The sequence below is a fragment of the Idiomarina sp. UBA3162 genome (genome assembly GCF_002364475.1).
In the GTDB taxonomy this organism is placed as follows: domain Bacteria; phylum Pseudomonadota; class Gammaproteobacteria; order Enterobacterales; family Alteromonadaceae; genus Idiomarina.
This window is the reverse complement of record NZ_DEYI01000004.1, coordinates 62,372-82,397: the sequence shown is the minus strand read 5'-3', so window position 1 is coordinate 82,397 and position 20,026 is coordinate 62,372. Positions and strand designations below refer to the sequence as shown.

18 protein-coding genes are annotated in these 20,026 nt (G+C 42.8%); all 18 read right to left on the bottom strand.

Going from position 1 to position 20,026, the window contains the following annotated elements:
• Window positions 1–773 (bottom strand): hypothetical protein (locus B2X00_RS00835; RefSeq protein ID WP_290485725.1); only part of this gene is annotated, 773 nt, incomplete at its 3' end.
• Between the two features lie 207 nt (window positions 774–980).
• Window positions 981–2,072: a hypothetical protein gene (locus tag B2X00_RS00830; protein ID WP_290485724.1), complete on the bottom strand. Its 1,092-nt coding sequence runs from the start codon at window positions 2,070–2,072 to the stop codon at window positions 981–983.
• Entirely contained in the window at window positions 2,073–3,308 is a 1,236-nt protein-coding gene (locus B2X00_RS00825; RefSeq protein ID WP_290485723.1) for a hypothetical protein, read from the bottom strand. It abuts the gene before it with no gap.
• Window positions 3,309–3,328: 20 nt separating this feature from the next.
• A complete protein-coding gene (locus tag B2X00_RS00820) occupies window positions 3,329–4,939 on the bottom strand; it encodes a class I SAM-dependent methyltransferase (protein WP_290485722.1) in 1,611 nt (536 codons plus the stop codon).
• Window positions 4,940–4,966: 27 nt separating this feature from the next.
• Window positions 4,967–6,058 carry a DegT/DnrJ/EryC1/StrS family aminotransferase gene (locus B2X00_RS00815; protein ID WP_290485721.1) on the bottom strand — a complete coding sequence of 364 codons (1,092 nt, stop codon included), beginning with the start codon at window positions 6,056–6,058 and terminating at the stop codon, window positions 4,967–4,969.
• A complete protein-coding gene (locus B2X00_RS00810; RefSeq protein ID WP_290485720.1) occupies window positions 6,058–6,642 on the bottom strand; it encodes an acyltransferase in 585 nt (194 codons plus the stop codon). Before B2X00_RS00810 ends, B2X00_RS00815 begins: the two co-directional genes overlap by 1 nt.
• 18 nt (window positions 6,643–6,660) lie before the next feature.
• Window positions 6,661–7,608, bottom strand: a complete 948-nt coding sequence (locus B2X00_RS00805) for a Gfo/Idh/MocA family oxidoreductase (protein ID WP_290485719.1) — start codon at window positions 7,606–7,608, stop codon at window positions 6,661–6,663.
• Between the two features lie 24 nt (window positions 7,609–7,632).
• Window positions 7,633–8,940, bottom strand: coding sequence for a nucleotide sugar dehydrogenase (locus B2X00_RS00800; RefSeq protein ID WP_290485718.1), 1,308 nt, complete (start codon window positions 8,938–8,940; stop codon window positions 7,633–7,635).
• Between the two features lie 12 nt (window positions 8,941–8,952).
• Window positions 8,953–10,263: a hypothetical protein gene (locus B2X00_RS00795; protein ID WP_290485717.1), complete on the bottom strand. Its 1,311-nt coding sequence runs from the start codon at window positions 10,261–10,263 to the stop codon at window positions 8,953–8,955.
• Window positions 10,264–10,278: 15 nt separating this feature from the next.
• Window positions 10,279–11,823 carry a hypothetical protein gene (locus B2X00_RS00790; RefSeq protein ID WP_290485716.1) on the bottom strand — a complete coding sequence of 515 codons (1,545 nt, stop codon included), beginning with the start codon at window positions 11,821–11,823 and terminating at the stop codon, window positions 10,279–10,281.
• Window positions 11,824–11,940: 117 nt separating this feature from the next.
• Window positions 11,941–13,026, bottom strand: a complete 1,086-nt coding sequence (gene rfbB / locus B2X00_RS00785; protein WP_290485715.1) for a dTDP-glucose 4,6-dehydratase — start codon at window positions 13,024–13,026, stop codon at window positions 11,941–11,943.
• A 13-nt stretch (window positions 13,027–13,039) separates the two neighbouring features.
• Window positions 13,040–14,164, bottom strand: coding sequence for a glycosyltransferase family 4 protein (locus tag B2X00_RS00780; RefSeq protein WP_290485714.1), 1,125 nt, complete (start codon window positions 14,162–14,164; stop codon window positions 13,040–13,042).
• Window position 14,165: 1 nt separating this feature from the next.
• Window positions 14,166–15,179 (bottom strand): hypothetical protein, encoded by a 1,014-nt coding sequence (locus tag B2X00_RS00775; protein ID WP_290485713.1) that lies wholly within the window; start codon window positions 15,177–15,179, stop codon window positions 14,166–14,168.
• Window positions 15,180–15,183: 4 nt separating this feature from the next.
• The gene (locus tag B2X00_RS00770) at window positions 15,184–16,269 is read right to left on the bottom strand and encodes a hypothetical protein (RefSeq protein ID WP_290485712.1); all 1,086 of its coding nucleotides are present in this window, start codon (window positions 16,267–16,269) and stop codon (window positions 15,184–15,186) included.
• Window positions 16,266–16,988, bottom strand: coding sequence for an ABC transporter ATP-binding protein (locus B2X00_RS00765; protein WP_290485711.1), 723 nt, complete (start codon window positions 16,986–16,988; stop codon window positions 16,266–16,268). Before B2X00_RS00765 ends, B2X00_RS00770 begins: the two co-directional genes overlap by 4 nt.
• On the bottom strand, window positions 16,985–17,791 hold the full coding sequence (locus tag B2X00_RS00760) for an ABC transporter permease (protein ID WP_290485710.1): 807 nt from the start codon (window positions 17,789–17,791) through the stop codon (window positions 16,985–16,987). The genes B2X00_RS00765 and B2X00_RS00760 overlap by 4 nt, the downstream gene beginning before the upstream one ends.
• On the bottom strand, window positions 17,792–19,582 hold the full coding sequence (locus tag B2X00_RS00755; RefSeq protein WP_290485709.1) for a polysaccharide biosynthesis/export family protein: 1,791 nt from the start codon (window positions 19,580–19,582) through the stop codon (window positions 17,792–17,794).
• 105 nt (window positions 19,583–19,687) lie between these two features.
• Window positions 19,688–20,020, bottom strand: a complete 333-nt coding sequence (locus B2X00_RS00750; protein WP_290485708.1) for a hypothetical protein — start codon at window positions 20,018–20,020, stop codon at window positions 19,688–19,690.
• Between the last annotated feature and the right edge of the window lie 6 nt (window positions 20,021–20,026).

The window sequence follows — 20,026 nt, the reverse complement described above, 5'->3', positions numbered from 1 at the left end:
AGCCCTTTATTTATCGGCTCGCCTGTCCAAACATTATAATCAAGTAATTCCAGCACTTCTCGAGAAAGCAATCGACCCATGCCGATACTTTCACCAACACGCTCCGGCATGCCCAAGTCGCGCTTAGGTCCCCCATAGCCTCCCCAAAAAAGCATTTCGTTAGTCGAAGTATTGAAAAAATGACCATCAATAAACCCAACGACATTTGCGCCTTGTTTATAAAGTTCGGCATAACTTTTGAATACCGACGGGGATAGGAAGTCATCAGACCCTACTATAATTACAGCATCAAAACTCTGCTTTCGTAATACTTCAACCCCCGCTTGCCATTTCTCGTTTAATGGTGAGTTAGGCGCTTCGATATACCTACCTCCAAACCTATCGACAGCAGACGCGGATGCTATACCTTCCGAACCTATGACTAGCAGGTTTATTTCACAAGTATTTTCTAGCTGATATTTTAGTTTCAAATAGTAGTCATAAAAAATTTTAGTTAACTTCTCGCGCTTCCATACTGCTGTTATAACAACGAACTTGGGAACTCTTCTACTGATTCTTTCCTGAGACAGGTCAGGTAGAGGTTTCATTCCCAAAATTAAATTCCGTTTAATTCGGGATACAAATGGAAGTAGAAAGCGCGAACCGCCCTTAAAGGTATTTAATAGTTTAGATAGCTCTTGCGAATACTCACTAACAGTTTGTGCAGTTAGTTTTTGACGTCGAATTTGACGGCTTTCAAAGTATAGGTCTTTAAATCTAATGAAGTTATCCATTTGACGCCTTGTAAACTTAATTTCTTTGAGTCTAAACACCTTGAACGGTTAACTATATTTGACAAACGTGATCAACATAACATACACAATAATTCAACCTCTACTAAATGCTTAAACGTCTAATTAGCGGTTTTAGTGAAATAAAGCTAGCTCAGGTTAAGCTGAACAAAGAGTACTTAACATAAAAATAATTCTACAAATGAATAATTATGAGGTTAAGTGAGGGAACGTTCTCCTTAAATGAGCGAACGCCATTATCATAGTCCTACTACCGCCTTTATCTGGGTACCTTTCGCCAAGCCATCCGTTAGGAAAGTACTCTCTCTTCTTCATTACCAGATCGATTATGATTTCATTAAGTTCCAAGTTATTAAATTGAACCCATGAACTAATAAAGCCAGCACTACTAGTACCCCAGAACCGTTCATTCATCTTAATCTCCCTGTCGCTATCAATAAACTGAGGGATTTCAGAGCTAGTAATGGCTTTGTTCTTCCTTAAAACATCCACTAAATCAGTCAACAGTTCGTTGTCGTCAAGAATAATTCTTGATTCAAGCATGGCTACGGGCAACTCAACCGTCGCGCCAGCTTTCCATAGAGCTTCTGACGACAATTTCGTTGCAATCTCACCCGGAGATGGGGAGTAAGGCCATTTGATTAAGCCATCGCTTGATCTGCTGGTGAACGAATTGAAGTACTTGAGTAATAATTTACATACTCGTTTATAGTTATCGGGAGCGCTTTCAATTCTGGAAGCGTGCGCTAAGGCTGCACCATATAAGTGACTATGATTCAATGCCTCAACTATATCGTCAGACAGATGGAAAAAATAACCTCCTTCCTTTGACTTTTTGAACTCTGAAATAAACTCGTTCAGCATTACAAAAGTCTCAGACTCAAGTAATTTAGAACCATATAAAGCCGCGTACTCGGCAATAGGTAAAACTATTAATCCTGTAGTTGTAATTTCACACGCTCGTTTTCCATTCTTAAAGCGTGAACCCCAGCCGGCTACTAATCTGCTACGCTCTTCATCTACTAGTCCCAACACATCATCTCTTACCTCGAGCAACCTATAGACTGACCACAGAAAAAGTTCCTTAAATCTTATATCTTCCGTAGCCCTATACATATCGAGAATGGCCCGCCCGTAGTAGCCCCAATACCAACCAAACAATCGACCCTTTTCCCCATCACACAGATTATGATCTGTTCTATTGAACATGACATTAACCTGCTCAAACAGAAAGTCGTATATGTATTCGTCGCTGAGCTTTCGAATATCGTGAAAGTCCATTTAAAGCGCTCCTTCCTTTTTGTATTTACTGTGAAGTGACTTAAGATCGTTTAATAAGTGCGTATCAAAATTTTCTTCAATTAAATCCCAAACATTATGAATTCGTCTCACACTATTGTGGCTTCTATAAAAATTAGTCATTGGTGTTACAGATGACTCGGGAACTTTTACATCTACCGCAAAAATTCCTAGTTCTTTTAAAGATACACCTAACTGACCAAACTTGACGACCTTTCCATTGATATGTACGTCCAATAGTTTAGACTCTGTGACGGGCAGTAGCCCAAGATCTACTACATTCTCTCGCGCCCTACCATCTAGTCCTCTATTAATTGCCTTACCTTTCCAAAGCGAATAGTTCAAAATAGAAAGAAGCTCTGATGAATAAAATCGCCCCATCCCCATAGACTCATTAAGCCTCCAAGGCATACCCGCATTTCGAGACATGCCTCCGTAGCCACCCCAGTAGATAGATTCAACCGTGTCTGATATATCCATGAAGTACCCATCTGTTAATCCAGCCGCCATGACGCCATCTTCCACAAATCGCTTATACGTATAAAATAACTTTTCGGGCAAAAGATCATCAGAACCAACTATTATTACTGCATCATGGTGATGATTTCTTAACTCATTAAGTCCAAACTCCCACTTCTCATTTAATGGTAGGTTTGGATATTCCATATAGATGCAATCATTTCTCTCAGCGATGCGCCTACTAGCATCCCCTTCTGACCCGACTACTGCAACATCAAGTTGTATGGCAGCTGCAAGAGATTTGCTTAATCGGTTGTAGTAACTCAAAACGACCTCAGTTAAGTCATGCCGTTGCCAAACGCACGTGAGTATAACCAGCTTGACTATCTCGTCTCGCTCCTTGGGCTTTTCATCTGTAGTATCTTTTGGAAGGCTCCAATCGCTATGATGATTAATGATTATACTCATTATTTTAGATGATATAGATGCCGCATATTCCTTTAGTTCAAATGATGTTTGTCTATCACCAAAGTGTTTTAAAATCTTTTCCTTATGAGCTACTAAGAAATTAATATCAACCTTTTCATTTTTTTCCTTTATTGCTATATCTAAAAAATCATTGAAGGCGACTAAATCGTACGGGTTATCGTTAAGATGTTTCTTATAGTATGAACAACTCTCACTCACCTTTCCAAAATAAGCATTAGACTGCGCTAGTTTTAAATTTAGTTTAAATTTCTTATACAGATAATTCTCCATAACTGATCATTACTCCTAGTTCATCTTATGCTGTTAACTAAATAAATGCGTGAGGTTCTACTTAAATTAATTTCTTTCACATTCATATTTCGAAAAACCGATTTATAACGCTTCTTAATTTCGTTGCTTGTTTTAAAAAACCTTACGTGACCAAATGAGTCAAAGTTTGGAACCGAAAAAATCACATTAGCTCCAGAAGGAAACAGCTTTAATAAATTAATGTCATCGTCAATATGTTCCAAAACTTCTAGCATGATATAAACAGTTTTTATATCTCCGCTATCGCTTGTATAATTCCTAACATCTTCGCAAGCGAAACTAAGCATCGGACAACGTTTTCTAGCTAAGTTAATTGCAGTTTCACTAAAATCCAAACCTAAATAGTCCGCAGTCGGTAATCTATCAGTCAAATATTCAGAAAACTGACCTGGCCCACAACCAATATCGATTACTCTTTCTACTTTTTCTCTTTCAATTAAATTACATACCTCGTCCCATATCGGCTGATATATAGACTCAGAAGCTTCAAGAGCATAGTTGTCAGATTCCATGTAAATTCTATCGTAAAAGACTGAAGACACTTCAAAAAAAGTCTTATGTCCATCAGCTACATTTACTTTAAGTTCCGCAAGCATCGCCTCGACAGTAAGAGGAATATCTGACTTTAGACCTTTAAGCTGCTCCGTTGCTTTAAGAAGGTGTTCATAGGCTGTTATGTAATCTGCATCTTTCCTGAGCATATCAGCTGCAAAGCTTGCAAAACCAATTTTTAATGAGTAATCATGATGTTTACTAATTACCTCCTTAACGAGCCGAAGAGTAGTCTGAAAACACTGCTTATCTCGGTAATACACAGCCAACACGTGCAATAATAATGGTTTTCGACCTAACCTTTTAATACTGGACTCTAACGTTTCAATCGCACCCTTAAGGTTCCCTAAATTCCTCTGAGCTCGGCAATATTTTACAACTATAGCTTCAGTCTCCTCGCTAGTCGCTAAGATAGCTTCGTACATCCGCAAAGCAGACTGAAAGTTTTCTAAAGTCATAAACTTATCGGCTAACGCTATTCTATATTTTCGCGTTTCTTTTTCACTCAAATGAAGCGAATTAAGTGTAGTTTCGACTTGAACCAACTCATCATTTCCAATGCTGACCTCATTTTTTTGTAAAGCCGCAAACCATGCTTCGACCGAGTTAGACGTTGACAGACTATTCAAAACGCGTTGCTGAACTGTGATTGTTTGCATTACTAGTTCAACTAACCTAGCTGTTGGCAGGTTATCAGTAAACATCTGTATCAACTTGCGTACTCGAGCACCAGTTACTTCAAAGCCCGATTGAGCTTTAGCTTTGAGTATATTTTTTTCAATACTTGCTATTAACAAAACTTTTAGCAAAGTATTAGTCTGGAGCCCTTGACCTGTAAAAAAAGGCTCGTTTTGGCGAGTTAGATTATTTTTTTCTAAGTAAATTAATGTCTGAATTATTTTTATAAAGCTTCTATTTTGAAGTTCAGGTTCATCAATGAGCCGCTTTAGTTCCTGCTTGCAGCCTTGCCAGTCTTCAACTAACCAATTAAAAAAAAGAAGTTTGAATTTTTGGTGAAAGAATTTTTCAGACTGGTTCATAAATGCATGCTTCTCGATACTTTACTATCACAGTGATAAAGCGCTTTGAAGGCTCGAAGCTATTGCTTGATAATCGTCTTCTGTCATATATGGATGCATCGGTAATGACATAACCTGCTCCGCTACCATATCACCGACCGGTAATTTTGCCTCGCTATCAGCAACAGCAGGCTGCTTATTCAATGGAACCGGATAATGTACTGCCGTTGGAATTCCCTGCTCTTTTAAATAGCTTTGAACATGCTCACGGGAGTCTACTCTTATCGTGTACTGCGCCCAAGCGCTATAATTATGAGATTCAACTTTGGGAGAGATAACTCCTTTTTCGGAATCGAATAATTGACGATATCTATCCGCTACTAGGTTTCGTGCTTGAATCTCGCTGTCTAAAATGTCTAGTTTGGGGAGCAAAATTGCAGCCTGGATAGTATCTAAGCGACTGTTAACGCCAACTCGCACATGATGATAACGTCGATCTTGTCCATGACGGGCTATTTGCTTTATAACTTTGGCAAGCTCTTCATCGCTTGTAAAGATGGCACCTCCATCTCCATAACAGCCTAATGGCTTACTTGGAAAGAAACTCGTGCAAGCGATTGTCGTCAAATTGCAAGATTTCTTCCCTTTGTATGTCGCACCAAAACTTTGTGCAGCATCTTCAATGACAGGAATACCATACTTATTTGCAATTTCGTTAATAACATCGAAATCGGCACATTGGCCATACAAAGAAACCGGTATTATAGCCTTTGTTTTAGACGTAATAGCAGCTTCAAGCTTTTGAGGATCAATGTTGTATGTTTTTTCTTCAACATCTACGTAGACAGGCTTTGCGCCTAGTAGTGCAACCGTTTCAGCGGTTGCGATATATGTAAATCCCGGTGTAATAACTTCATCCCCGGGGCCTATTCCAAGAGCCATCTGGGCAATTTGTAATGCATCGGTACCATTAGCACAGGTGATACAATACTTAGCTCCAGTATATTGAATGAGGGCGTCCTCTAACTCAGAAACCTCTGGACCTAAAATGTATTTACCATGTTCAAGTACTTTTGCGATACCTGTATCTATTTCACTTTTTATTCGAAGCTGTTGAGCAGCCAAATCAATAAACTGCATTATGTTTCGTCCTTCTTAAATAAGATACCTTGAGTTAATATGTATTTTACACCAGTATGCTCACACACAGCCTCTCCATCGCCTTTTACAGGTAAATCTAGCTGCTCACCAAACTCACTCATCCAGCCAATTTGTTTAGCAGGTACACCCACGACAAGAGCATAGTCAGGAACATCTCTATTCACTACAGCTCCTGCACCGACAAAAGCAAACTTTCCAATTGTTATGCCACAGACGATGGTACAGTTGGCTCCTAGTGTTGCTCCTTCTTTTACGAGAGTATTTAAGTACTCGTCTTTTCTCTCCACATGTGAGCGAGGATTGTAGACGTTTGTGAATACCATACTTGGACCGCAAAAAACATTATCTTGCAGATAAACGTTATCGTAGACCGAGACATTGTTCTGAATTTTACATCCGCTCCCAATTGAAACTTTGTTACCCACGAAAACGTTTTGTCCCAAGGATACGTTTTCTCCAATCTTCGCTCCACCGCAAACATGAACAAAGTGCCAAACTCGACTGCCTTTTCCAATATCTGCGCCATCGTCAACGATTGCTGAGGAGTGAACGGTGTAGTCCATAATGTTTAGTCCTATCAATTATAGAAATTTAGTTAAAAATGGGTGACAGTAGCCGTCAATGGCGTTGACCGTATTTCCATCTCGAATATTTTCAACCGTCCTGATGCAATGCTCTGCGTCATCAATACCAAAGCCTCTCCCTGCCAATATCTCTTGATAACTAATTGTATGTAATTCAGTAAACCCAGATGAGAACTCTATTTGCTTTCCATTAGCTGATATTGAACGAAAAGTTGTCTGTTTACCTACAACACTTTCTGGGAGATCATTCGCATCAATAGACAAAAACCAAGGAACTCTCGCTTTTTCATACTCTAAGTATCCTGCAGCCTTTAGCTCATCACTGTAATGTAACTCGTTCTTCTCTAGGTTCCCAAAAATAAAGTGCAACATGTCGAAGAAATGAACGCCGATATTTGTTGCCACGCCAAAGGACTTACGCGGGTCTCCTTTCCAACTTTCCAAGTACCATTTCCCTCTTGACGTGATATAAGTGAGATCAACATCAAACTTTTTTCCTTTGGGCGCAGCATCAACTTCTTTCTTCAAGTCTAGAATAGCCTTATGGTGTCTGAGCTGGAGTATGTTATAAACCCTCTTACCCGTTTCTTCCTCAACAGTTCGCAGTTCATTCAACACCTCTAACGTTGGTACCAACGGCTTCTCGCAAATCACATCACATCCCAAACGCAATCCTGCAGCAATATGCGAGTGATGAAGATGGTTGGGAGAACAAACAGAGATATAGTCGAGTTCGGTTATTTTGGAACGCTTTAATCGCCATGCATGCTCTTGAAAACGTTCAAACTCCGTAAAAAATTCACTATTGGGAGAAATACTATCAATAATTCCGACTGAATCATTGATGTCATACGCAACAGAGAGATTGTTATCTGTCTCTTTTATCGCTTTCATATGACGTGGTGCTATGTAACCCGCGGCACCAATTAACGCAAAGTTCTTCATTTCTATGTCCTCTGAATTATTTATTTAGGCTTTTATGACTTTGTCGTTAGGCTCTCTGAAGATACCACGAGTATCTACTATCAGCTTTGCTTTATCCAAGATAAGTTTGTAATCAAACTTGTCATGGTTAGTTGCTAAAACAACTGCATCGTAGCTATCAAGGGTAGCAGCCGTCAACGGCTGGCTATTCAAGTCGAACTTGTGAGCGCGCATCGTCGGGAACTTAGGAACATGGGGATCCGAATATCCTACCAAGGCGCCTTTATCACGCAGTATTTCCATTATCTCGACTGATGGTGACTCGCGCATGTCATCTACATTCTTTTTATAAGCAATTCCCAACACTAGAACCTTGCTTCCATTTAACGGCTTACCATGTTTATTCAATGCATCTGCAGTTTTATCAACCACATACCGTGGCATTCCCTGGTTTACTTCTCCAGATAGCTCAATAAACCGAGTATGCAAACCAAACTCCCGAGCTTTCCAAGTCAGGTAGAATGGATCGATTGGTATACAATGACCGCCAAGCCCAGGCCCAGGGTAATATGCAGTAAATCCGAATGGTTTGGTTGCCGCAGCATCAACGACTTCAAAAATATCGATTCCCATACGATCTGCGACAATTTTCATTTCATTGACGAGACCGATGTTCACTGCACGATGAATATTCTCAAGAAGTTTTGTCATTTCAGCGACTTTCGTCGAACTGACTGGCACCACTTTGTCGATAGCTTGCTCATAGAGCGCTTGCCCTACTTCTAAACACGCAGATGTATGTCCACCAACAACTTTGGGGATTGTGCGTGTTTCGAAATTAGGGTTTCCAGGATCTTCTCTTTCGGGTGAGTATACTAAGAACACATTCTTACCCACAGATAAGTTTTGCGCCTCAACTCTTGGTAGCAGTTCCTCCTCTGTGGTACCTGGATACGTAGTACTTTCTAATGAAACAACTTGTTCATCACGCAAGTAAGGTGCAAGGCTACTCATCGTATTAACTACGAAGCTTATATCTGGCTCACGGTATTTATTCAATGGAGTGGGCACGCACATAATTAGCGCATCACACTGTGCAGCCATAGAAAAGTCTGCAGTTGCTTCGAAGCCCTTTGCAACTGCATCCTTTATTCGCTCATGAGGAATATGCTCTATTTGACTCTTGCCGCTATTAAGTTCCTTAGTCTTAGACTCGTCGATATCAATACCGATAACTTTGTAGCCTATATCAGAATACCTCAACATTAAAGGTACCCCTACATAACCCAGCCCTACAATACCAATAACAGCACTACGAGTTCTCAATTTGCCAATTAAAGCATCTTTTGACATTTAAAATCCCTATCAATCTTTTTGAATTAAATCATTCAACAAACCCATCTGTATCTCAACGCGACGGACACTTTCAGATAACATCTTATTTTCTTTCTTTAACTCATCATTCCTAGCTATCAAACGCAGGTTTTCTAAACCTAATCCAGAATTTTTCTGTTGGAGCTGCTCTATTTCACTTTCTTTCGACTCTATCTTTTTAGTAAGCATATTTTTTGATTTTTCACTGTCTACTAGCTGGCCACTTAAAGTTTCCAACTCTGTATTTTTATTCCTAAGTGATCGTTCCAGTGAATTCAAGCTTTCATTAGCGTGTTCGAGCTCGTTGACTACTTCTTTATATTTCGTGCTTTTCTTATGAACTAGCTCTTCAGCCTTTCCTAGTTTAGACTCTAAGTCTTTATATTTCCTTTCTATTAGACTGATCTTGGCTTGAGCACTATTTCGGGACGTTCTCAACTCACACATTTTATTGTCAAGCTTACGTATTGAATCAATATACCTTTTATTTTCGTTTTCACTCTCAATTATAAGCTGCTCAAGCTGCGTGATTTTTGACAGGGCTTTATTATTATCTTCTAAACTTTCATTTAATTTAGCTTCTAACTGCATAGATCTTTGACGCGCACTCGAAGCATTAACCAAAGCACTTTCAAGCTCTTTTTTAAGCTCATTTATTTGTGCTAGTGAATGTTTATCGAGCGAGTAATATATCATGGGAAAGTCAGGATCGTCATATGGTTCATTTCGGGTATGATAACCCATTTCTTCAAGCCAGTTTTTAACTTCTATCAATGTGTCGCCATGTTCAAACACCCTATCTTTAGTAACTGTCAGAGCCAATTTAGAGAATAAAATACTATGTTCCTCTTTCCAAATAGACTCTAACAATTCCAATGCCTGGCCAGGCAAATCAATAACTAACAAATTATTTTCTTCGTTACTTAATTCTAGACCATTCAGAAAATTCGCTAACGAGTCAGTTTTAACAGATAACGTTTCTGTAAGCCTCAATCCAGGAAATAAATTATTAAGAGACTTTGACCTTTTGATACCACTAAACCCATCATAATTGTAGCTATACCAAGTTTTTTCTCCTCCTTTGTTAGACACTACATTCTTATACAAAGTTATATTGTCAGAGTTTTCAAGCAACTTGATAGATTGCCACAGAGAGTTGTATTTTGTAGCGTCCCCCTCAACTAAGTGCCAATGTTTGCTGTTTAGTTGCGCAGTCAATTTTTTTAACTCGTCACCTCTGCCAGCGCCGAGATAAATGACGTTTACGAACTTTAACTTTGCGAATGGATGTTTACCGACCACCTCTTCATTACCTCGCTACTGTTCAATGTCTTTAATCCGAGGTTTTGGCAACCGTCCTTCTGCCTCTCCGAATAAAATATAGTGGATCAAGGGATTAATACCTTCTTTAGCAACATCTGGGTTTTGTTGAAGGTAAAAAACACTGTTGAATTTTGTGCTCGGGTTACGAGCCTCAAAAGCGCCGAAACGCAAATAGTGCTCTGCTGGATTAACACCAGCTTCTTCTACGTCGGGATACTTTTGTAAGTACCATTCACTATCAAAGTAATCTGTTTGATTCAAATGATCAATCTGCTCATTTATCCAAGCATCTTTATCTTTTCGTCGCTGTCCAATCTTGAGGCGTCTTTTTATGCGCGACAATAAGCCCAATCTCACCGTCTTTTTTGTCCCATCGGCTGCTTTGGGAGCGTCTTTGGAAGAACTTAAATCTCCGCTAGGGCTTTTTAACTGTAGCTTGATAAGCCGCTGATTAAGCTTGGCAATCTCTAAATCTTTCTCAGCCAACAGCTTATCTTTAGTCATGAATTTCGCACTCTGTTTACTCTTAAACAGTTCTTGAGCTCGCCTTTTTTCACTATCTTGATACTTTACAAGGTAAGTTTCACACTCGCATTGAAGTTGTTTTAAATGCAATAGAAGAAATTCATTCTCTTCTTCCATTTCTTTCAACTTTGCAGGGTCGATCACCTCTTTACGAGAACTTGTATAAACGGGGGAGTTACATGACTTCTGTTCATCTTTTAGCTGTTGAATATGCTCCAGCAATACTTTATTTTCTTTTTCAAGTTCTTTATTACGATGCTTGTATGTTTCGTGTTCGTATTCCGTTTGTACGGACTTTTTCTCGTCAAACTCATTGAAAGCACTAGTTACTAATTTTTCACTTCTCTTTTCTAATTGTGCCAATTGCTGTTTAAGTGTTCTGTTTTCGATAAATTGCTGTTCAAAGTCCTCCTGTACTTGCTGCAACTGCAATGATAAAAGCTCATTTTCATCTTTACCTTTTTGAAATAAGCTTCTAATAAGTGCTAACTCTCTACTTGCGTCGGATGCGCAATCCACGGCATTATTAAACTTTTCGAGCGCACTTTCTACATCTATTTTTAACTGATATACGTGATCTGACAAATACATTGTGCATGCTTCTAAACGACCAAAAAAGTTGCCTATATTACCGTTCTGAAGCACAAGCTGATGCCCGACCATCAGCATAAATTGATCTGGAGTTACCTTAAACTCAGTCAATTCATCAACTTTCAAACTACTTTTCTTGAACAATTCTCTTGATTGCTCTAGAGCATCTTGTATGCAAAGCAACCGCACTTTGCGCCGATTTTTACGTTGCGCATCGAGTGCCTCATTAAGCCCAACAAGCCATGCATCAAAAAGCTCATTGCTTGCGATCCCTTTTTCCAGCCCGTACGCCACATAAATACTCGGATGACTGTAAAATACGTACACTGGTCCATCACTGATTTTCACTTGTTCATCTATCTGTTTGGCAGTGGCTGGCGTTGCCGAGTCATCAAATACGTGAACGCTCATTATTTTTGTCATCTAAGGTTTACCCATACTCGTTAGATTTTAATTTGCACCAATCATAAAAATGCACGATACAACTAGTCAATTTTACAGAAACTTTCTTTAATCTGCATGTGACTAATCACCTAAAGATTAGTTTTGAAGCACCCCAAGTCTTCTACTTTGGTAGCTACCATCTAAAACACGCTTCCACCAGTCTTTGTTCTCGAGGTACCAAATGACTGTTTTACGTATCCCTGAGTCAAAGGTCTCGCGTGGGCGCCATCCTAGCTCACGTTCTATCTTCCCTGCATCGATTGCGTAACGAACATCATGTCCTGGGCGGTCCGTTACAAACGTAATTAAATCACGATAGTGTTCAACGCCTTCCGGCGTCTGAGGCAAAAGCTCCTGCAACAGGTCGCAAATAGTTTCGACCACTATTAGGTTGGCTTTTTCGTTATGACCACCAATATTATACGTTTCACCCGCTGCACCTTGCTGTGCCGCACATATCAGTGCGCGTGCGTGGTCCTCAACGAAGAGCCAGTCGCGTATTTGCTGCCCATCACCATACACGGGTAGTAGCTTGCCTTCTAGCGCGTTTAAAATCATTAACGGAATCAGTTTTTCCGGAAAATGATAGGGGCCGTAGTTATTTGAGCAGTTAGTCACTAGTGTAGGCAACCCAAAGGTACGATACCACGCCCGTACCAAATGATCTGAGCTCGCTTTGCTCGCCGAATAAGGTGAGCTTGGCTGGTAGCGCGTGGTCTCTGTAAACAGGTCCTCAGTACCCTCTAAATCGCCATACACTTCATCGGTCGAGATATGATGGAATTTAAAGTCCGACGCCTTCTCTGGCGCAACCGACTTGAGCTCACTCCAATAGGCTCGACAACACTCAAGCAGTGTATAGGTCCCCATAATATTTGTATTGATAAACTCTGCGGGACCATCAATCGAGCGATCGACATGGCTCTCGGCAGCCAGGTGCATAACATAATCGGGATGGTATTTATTTAGTACGCGCGCTATTTCAGCCGCGTCGCAAATATCGACTTGCTCAAAATGGTAGCGTTTGTTCTCAGAAACCTCTGTCAGTGACTCTAAGTTACCTGCGTAAGTGAGCTTATCGACATTCACTACCCTGTGGTTCGTCTGCGAAATTAACTCCCGTATAACCGCTGAGCCAATAAACCCTGCGCCGCCTGTGACTAAAAATATTTTCTCTTCCATTTGGCTCACTCACCTAAAGCTCAAGTACTTCGAGCATGCGCTCATTGACTTCAATGACATTAAATTTCTTTTCGGCCAACTGCCGACTCGCTCGTCCCATACTGACGATCAAATCGGGATTACCAATTAATTTTTCCATCGCTTCTACTAAGCTATGCGTGTCGTGTGGCTTTACCAAATAACCATTGACTTCATGATCGACGGTTTCTCTACACCCCGGCGCGTCGGTAGTAATAATTGGTCGACCGATTGCTAAGGCTTCTTGGCTACTACGTGGCAATCCCTCTCGATAATAGCTAGGTAACACAAATACACTACTTTTGTGTAGATAATCGGTTACATTATCCACGTGACCAAAGTAGTTCACAACACGCTTTTTGATATAAACGTTCAACTCATGTTGGCTGATTCCATGCAACGCATCGGGTAAACCCATCACCCAAAACTCCGCGCTTGGATGGCGTTGCTTTACCTGCTCAGCCGCCTCAAGGTAATAGCGAATACCCTTTTCATTCAACAGCCGTCCACTAAAGATGAACCGTACGGGCGATACCGGTGGTTCTGACGCGGAGAACTTGTCCAAACACACGCCTATGCCACCGAGTAACGTTGTTTTAGGTTGCTTAGCCCCACAAATATGCGCAATCTCTCGTTCGTCATCGTGGTTGAGCAGAACCAACATGGTCGCCTTAGGCAATATCCATTTAAACAATCGTTTCTGAAACCATTTTGCGAGTATCAGTCGGCGGCTTTTCTTACCCTCGGTTTCGGTAAACGGTCTGCCGAGTCCCTCGAGTTTTGCAACCCGGTGAGGTACTTTAGCGAGCCATGCGGCATAAGTCCCGTAGAGCGCCGGTTTAGCAAAGTAGCAATAGCTCACTGTAATTTCGAGACGTTTAAATGCGCGGTACAACGCCCACACCACTTTTAATTCGTGCAGTGGATTCAACGTGTAGCCGTCTAGTTGATAACGCACCGGGATAAAACCTAAGCCACGCACGTAGGCTTCTGACTCTTCGGTATAGTCTATCGCAAATGCGTATACACGGTGACCGCGCGCCACCATTTGCTTCATCAGCTCCCCACGGAAGCCCAGCATCACATGTACTTCTTTGCCCACGACAGCGATACGTTGCATGTTACTTCCTCCCGCTTATGCGGGTCTGTATTTTGCGTAATAACAACTTTAATTTTGCGCTAAGACGCGTTGGCTGAGTTCGACGCTCTGCAAGTAATTGAACCGTTTGTTCGGGGGTTACTCTTGATCCCGACTCTGGATCCACGTAACGCGCATATAAAACCAGTGTGCAGTAGATAAGCGTAGACAAATCCACTCGCTTTGTACGTCGTTCATTAGGACTCTTATCAGACGTTAAACCCCAGCCGCTATAAAAGGGCTGTCCATAGCAGGTCACGCGTTTGCCTCGCAGCAGTCCCTCAAACCCACACAACGACGTCATGGTGTGCACTTCATCTACACATTCCAGTACTGTTGATATGTTGATATCCGTGATATACGCATCGCAGTAATCCAGCGCATCATTCGCGATGTTCTGACTCTTTCTCAAGCCTGCGACAACGTCAGGATGCGGTTTATAGATAATATACGCATCAGGGTTGGTTGCTTTAACCTGCTTGAGCAACTCCAAATTGGTTTTTATATTGGGTGAGCCCTTTTTGATACTCGCATCAGTCTCGACTTGACCTGGCACTAAAATCGCTTTTTTATTCTTGGGTAACTCAATGGCTTTGTTGCTGCCCGTATTGTATTTACTGATATTGTTTTCGATCAGCAACTGTCTTAAAGCTTTGGCGCGCTCGCGCTCAGTTTCGTTAAGTTCAGTCGTATTCAATAATGATTCGAGATCGGATGGGCGTGTCGCATCAAAATAGATGCCTCGGGTATCACAGACCCAAGAGCACGGTCGCTCCAATGCTGCACCTAAACCTATAGAGCGAATAAACCCGTCTTCGACGTGGACCACGTTAACGTCTTTATTAAACCGCGCTGAGTCGTAATCGATACCCCAAATATACGCGGTCTCGCCGCCTGGCACTTGTTCTGGCTGGTCAACAAAAACAGGCTCCAGTTCGTTAAAAAACTGAAGCCACGATTTGCGCCAATACGGGCGGGTGCCAACAATATAAACCATAGGATTAGTGCTTGTGATCGCGCACGATGGCTCTACCTAAGTGAACAATAGCCGCGATGAACAAGGTAAATACCAGCAACACCACAAAATTATAGAGTCTATCGGGTTTGGTTGAATATTCAGGTAACAACGGGAACTCCAGTATAGATACTTGCTTTAACTTACGGGCTGCCTCAATACGCGTACTTTCAAGCGCCACCATGGCATTCGAATACAGTTCTAAGGCGAACTCAGCGCGTAACTGTAACGTTTGAAACTCTGCTGAGGTTCTGTTGAGTGCGTCACCACTTTCACGGGTTAACTTGGCTTGCTCCTCAGTTATTTGCTCGTCGAGTGAACGAATTTCACGAGTTATTTCCATCACTTGTGGTGACGTGCGACTTTGGTAGTCAAGCAGTGCCGTTTTACGTGCGGCGAGGGCTGCACGCTGTGCTTGTAGTTGCGATACCGTAGCAAAAATAGCTTGTACGGTTTGCGAGGGTGACACGAGGCCGTTCTCATTTTGAAACTGCAGTAAATTATCACGCGCCTCAAACAGGCGCTCTTCCAAGTTGGCGACTTGCTTTTCGATAAACTTTACTTGCTCTTCGGCGAGTCGTTGACCCATGCTGTTCATGTGACGCTCGCCCTCTTTTAGCAGGGTTTGAACAATAGCCTGCGCCATTTCTGGATCAAACGCTTCCACCTGAATCTGTAGGACCCCTGCGTACTCGTCAAACTCTATTGACATATGCTCAAGCATATATTGATGAAACACTTCGATGGGTGCACCTTTCTCTGAAAGCGCTGACCATGAGTCGATAAAGTCTTGCGAATAGTGGCTTCTTAGGTCGAGGTCTTTTTGTAGCGTTTTTAACATGGTCACCGACAACAAATGCTGACGAAGTAGAAGCAGATCGCCGGAGCCCTGCGTACCGGATAGCAGCGAGCTGATGTTCATTGAGGACATACTAACTTCGGGGCTCTCGAGCACGATTTGTGCACGTGATACATATCGGTCCGTTGCCATGACCCCCCAATAAATTGCGCCAACAATGACAATGACTGCTGCAATAGCCCAATGCGGTTGGTTTTTAAAAAAGTCTTTCATTTAGTTTGCTTCGCTTTTTTCTTGTTCGGTTTATGCCCTACGCTATCGTAATAAGCGTCGATAGCATCTTTGAGGTCATCAAACCAAATGGCTTTACCATCGTGTAGCCAAATACCTGACTGACACAAATCCTCTAGAATTTTTGTTGAGTGAGACACCATAATCAGACTTGATTGCCCGACTCGCTCTTTAAACGCCTTTTTAGCTTTTTGCTTAAAGGTCACATCACCCACGGCTGTCGCTTCATCGGATAGGTAAATATCGAAATTAAACGCTAAAGACAACCCAAACGCTAAACGCGAGCGCATACCGCTCGAATAGGTCCTTATGGGCTGGTCAAATGCCGGTCCGATTTCGGCAAACTCTTGCACTTCATCAATAATGCGATCAATGTCGGCATTACCACCGTGAATGCGGGCGACAAACTTTACGTTTTGACGTCCTGTCATGGAACCCTGAAAGCCGCCCCCTAAGCCGATTGGCCAAGAAACGCGACAGCGCTCGATAATCTCACCTTTGTCGGGCGAATCCATACCGCCTATAAGCCGTAACAGCGTAGACTTACCCGCGCCATTTTTACCCACTAAGCCGACGGATACGCCGCGCGGTATTTTAAAATCTACGCCTTTGAGCACCCAGCCGCCGCCAAACGGGCCGTGGTAGCGCTTCCAGACATCTTTTGCCTCGATCATGGCGGGTTCACTTTGTTTATTTATCACTGCGCCACCATTCTTACCTTAAATTTTACGTGCAGTGCTAGACCAAATAACACTGTACAGATCGCCCACTGATAGACGTACCAGAGACTGACGCCTCGGACAGGGTGATAGGTGCTGAAAAATTCTGCTCGAATAAGCTCGACCGCATGTAGTAATGGGTTGTAAAGCAAATACTCCTGAATACCGTGTGGCATAAATTGAATCGGTAAAATAACCCCCGACAAAAAATAAAGTGGAAACGCAATCAGATTAACTATTTTGGACGACTCTGGGAAAAAGCTGACTAATACGGAAGTGATTAACCCCATACCCAACCCAATAAAGCTCATTGCCAGTAATACTTCCAAAGCTTCGAGGGGCGCATCGGGAATCATATCGTAGCCTAGCCCGGTGAATAGAAACACCATAATCATCAGCACAAAAGATTGTAATTTCGCCTCCATCGCGCAGCGCACCAATACAGTATCAGCAGGGTGTACTTGGCGGTAGGCAAACAACGCCTTATTTGCTTGAATCGCGTTCATACCTTGCATCCACAGAGTGCGGAACATGATATAAGTAGAGATACCTATTACCAACCACGGAATAAACTCAGCCCCGGGTATCAAACGCCCGCTACCGATAAAGTCACGGACTCCAACCAAAATAACCACATGTAAAACAGGTTGCAGGAACAGCCACACCGGCGCAAATCGGTCCGTTGTCATGCGCGAGACAAACTCACGCATAAACAACGCTGACCAAACGTGCCATGCTACTAAATAGGGGCTGCGCACCGAGCTTGCTGGATTCTGGTCTTTCATCTAGAGATCCAACGCCACCTTGGTTGCTACAGCAATCTGGTAAATGATTTGTGTAATCGACTGCGCGACTTGTAAGTTCTTCGAGCTGACTGCAGGCAGCACCAGCACCTCATCCCCCGGTCGCAAATCGGTGTTATTTGATTCAATCACTTCACCGTTTTGGCGGACGATCAATATGCGATCTTCGTTCGCACGCTGAGTAAATCCACCCGCTCCATTGATGTACTCCTCAACCGACTTGCCATCAACATACACGGCTGATTGCGGCACGTAGACTTCGCCACTCACGAGTACTGAGTCGGTTTTAGCAGGTAACGTCACAACGTCGCCGTGTTGTAAGCGAATATCCACGAGTTGGTTGTCGTTACTAACAACCAAGCGTCCGCTGGGTTTCACGTTACGCGCTTTTTGCACAAACTGGCTGATAAGCTCCGCTTCTTGTGCGCGCACTGCCGCTTCCTCGGCGGTGGATGATGGCGCCCCTAAGTAGGTTTGCTCTAAGCGATCTAAGCTTTCCTCTAGCGCTTTCTTTTGACGTTCTGCGACGCTTTGGCGACGAATCGAGATATTTTTGTAGTCGGTTTCTTGTGGGTCAACGGCGACTGTATTCAAAAATTCCATCAGTCGCGCGTTTTTAGGTAGCACAAAATACGACTGACCTAAGTATTTACCCTCGACTTGCACCACGATTTGGTCGGCGCGCTTATCGGCGAAGAATGCAACCTCATCACCATCGGCTAGTGACTCATCGGCGAACTGATCAATGGTGACGTAGTCTGCTACGGGGTTACCCATGCGTGTGCCCACCACGAGTGCATGCGATACGCCTGGGTTTAAGCGGGCTAGTGACTCTATTTTACTGCCTTTAACGCCTTCGGATTTTAACTCGTAATGGTAAGCACGCCCAACATCACCATAAACAGTGACTTGCGGACCGCGCGATTTGACTAACAGGGTGTCACCTTCTTGCAGTTGTGGCTGGTTAAGCTCACCGTCAATGAGGAAATCGTACAGGTCGAAGGTTTTGATCACTTCGCCATTGCGGATTAAATCGATGTTACGAAACGACCCCAGTTTGTTATCGATACCTGACGCTTGGTCTAAAAAGTAAAGAATTGAATCACTGGGTACACCTGCATATTTGCCGGGACGTTCGACAAAACCCGAGACCATCACACCAACAGGTTGAACACCTTGTACATTAGTATAGACGTTCACATTCTTGGGGTAGGTCGTTTTAATCGCAGATGTTATCACTGAATTAAGCTGAGCGACCGTGACACCCTGAACTTGTACGGGCCCGACTGATGGAATAAAAACAAAGCCTTGCGCATCGACAGAAAGTACCGAGTCGACCTCCGTCGCTCCCCATACACGCAAGGTAATTTGATCACCGGGCAAAATGCGGTACTGTGGATTAAGGCCATCTGAGCGTTTTACACGAAAGCCCCCATCAAACACTTCAGCACCGAACGGACGAATTTGGTTGCGTTCTTCGGGCGACAGCATTTCTTCCATCACCGGACCGTAAGTGCCTGTGCTCCAACTACTACGCACTTGCTGTTCGGCAAATTGGGTCGAAAGCGGTGAACGCGGATCGACATCACCAAACACTTGGCTCTGCGACATACTATTTGCTGGAGCTTGAGTAGAATCTGAGCCGCTCGCTCCCATTCTTTGTTCAAGCTGTTCTCTTTGTTCTGGAGAGAGATCTGAAATGCTCTGAGCCGAAGCGGTTACGCTCACTAACGACAAAAGCAGCGCTGCGATGCCTTGTTTTGTTCCTTTCATTTGCTGCCCCTGTTAACCATACTATCTATCGTATTCATTATTCACTCGTTAAACTTTTTGTAGTTTACCACTCGCACCGTGCTTTAGAAACTAGTTAAAGCGCTGCTAAAACTGCTCAAAAGCACGACTCAAACCCCATTCAGTGCGGTAGTCACACAACACCACCGTATTGGTTTGCGTCTCGGCCTCGAGGCACTCGCGTCCGCTCGCTGCGAAATATCGTTTAACGATAGTTACGTTATAGTTGCGTTGGCTGCGCGTAGTTAAACTGAGTGACTGTCCTGGCACGGCGCTAGCGATGGCATCATAGTTAGGTGATAAAATATAATCGACACTTTGGTGCGTGCCCTGCCAGTCACTGTTATTATCTTTTTCGGGTTGGCTTGCACAGCCGCTCATACCAAAAACGAGCACCCCTATTAGCGCTAACTTATTCATGTGCTA

Excerpts from the sequence above, each read along its gene's own strand:
- B2X00_RS00830 (WP_290485724.1), bottom strand. The coding sequence starts at position 2,072 with ATGGACTTTCACGATATTCGAAAGCTCAGCGACGAATACATATACGAC.
- B2X00_RS00825 (WP_290485723.1), bottom strand. The coding sequence starts at position 3,308 with ATGGAGAATTATCTGTATAAGAAATTTAAACTAAATTTAAAACTAGCG.
- B2X00_RS00820 (WP_290485722.1), bottom strand. The coding sequence starts at position 4,939 with ATGAACCAGTCTGAAAAATTCTTTCACCAAAAATTCAAACTTCTTTTT.
- B2X00_RS00815 (WP_290485721.1), bottom strand. The coding sequence starts at position 6,058 with ATGCAGTTTATTGATTTGGCTGCTCAACAGCTTCGAATAAAAAGTGAA.
- B2X00_RS00810 (WP_290485720.1), bottom strand. The coding sequence starts at position 6,642 with ATGGACTACACCGTTCACTCCTCAGCAATCGTTGACGATGGCGCAGAT.
- B2X00_RS00805 (WP_290485719.1), bottom strand. The coding sequence starts at position 7,608 with ATGAAGAACTTTGCGTTAATTGGTGCCGCGGGTTACATAGCACCACGT.
- B2X00_RS00800 (WP_290485718.1), bottom strand. The coding sequence starts at position 8,940 with ATGTCAAAAGATGCTTTAATTGGCAAATTGAGAACTCGTAGTGCTGTT.
- B2X00_RS00790 (WP_290485716.1), bottom strand. The coding sequence starts at position 11,823 with ATGACAAAAATAATGAGCGTTCACGTATTTGATGACTCGGCAACGCCA.
- rfbB (WP_290485715.1), bottom strand. The coding sequence starts at position 13,026 with ATGGAAGAGAAAATATTTTTAGTCACAGGCGGCGCAGGGTTTATTGGC.
- B2X00_RS00780 (WP_290485714.1), bottom strand. The coding sequence starts at position 14,164 with ATGCAACGTATCGCTGTCGTGGGCAAAGAAGTACATGTGATGCTGGGC.
- B2X00_RS00775 (WP_290485713.1), bottom strand. The coding sequence starts at position 15,179 with ATGGTTTATATTGTTGGCACCCGCCCGTATTGGCGCAAATCGTGGCTT.
- B2X00_RS00770 (WP_290485712.1), bottom strand. The coding sequence starts at position 16,269 with ATGAAAGACTTTTTTAAAAACCAACCGCATTGGGCTATTGCAGCAGTC.
- B2X00_RS00760 (WP_290485710.1), bottom strand. The coding sequence starts at position 17,791 with ATGAAAGACCAGAATCCAGCAAGCTCGGTGCGCAGCCCCTATTTAGTA.
- B2X00_RS00755 (WP_290485709.1), bottom strand. The coding sequence starts at position 19,582 with ATGAAAGGAACAAAACAAGGCATCGCAGCGCTGCTTTTGTCGTTAGTG.
- B2X00_RS00750 (WP_290485708.1), bottom strand. The coding sequence starts at position 20,020 with ATGAATAAGTTAGCGCTAATAGGGGTGCTCGTTTTTGGTATGAGCGGC.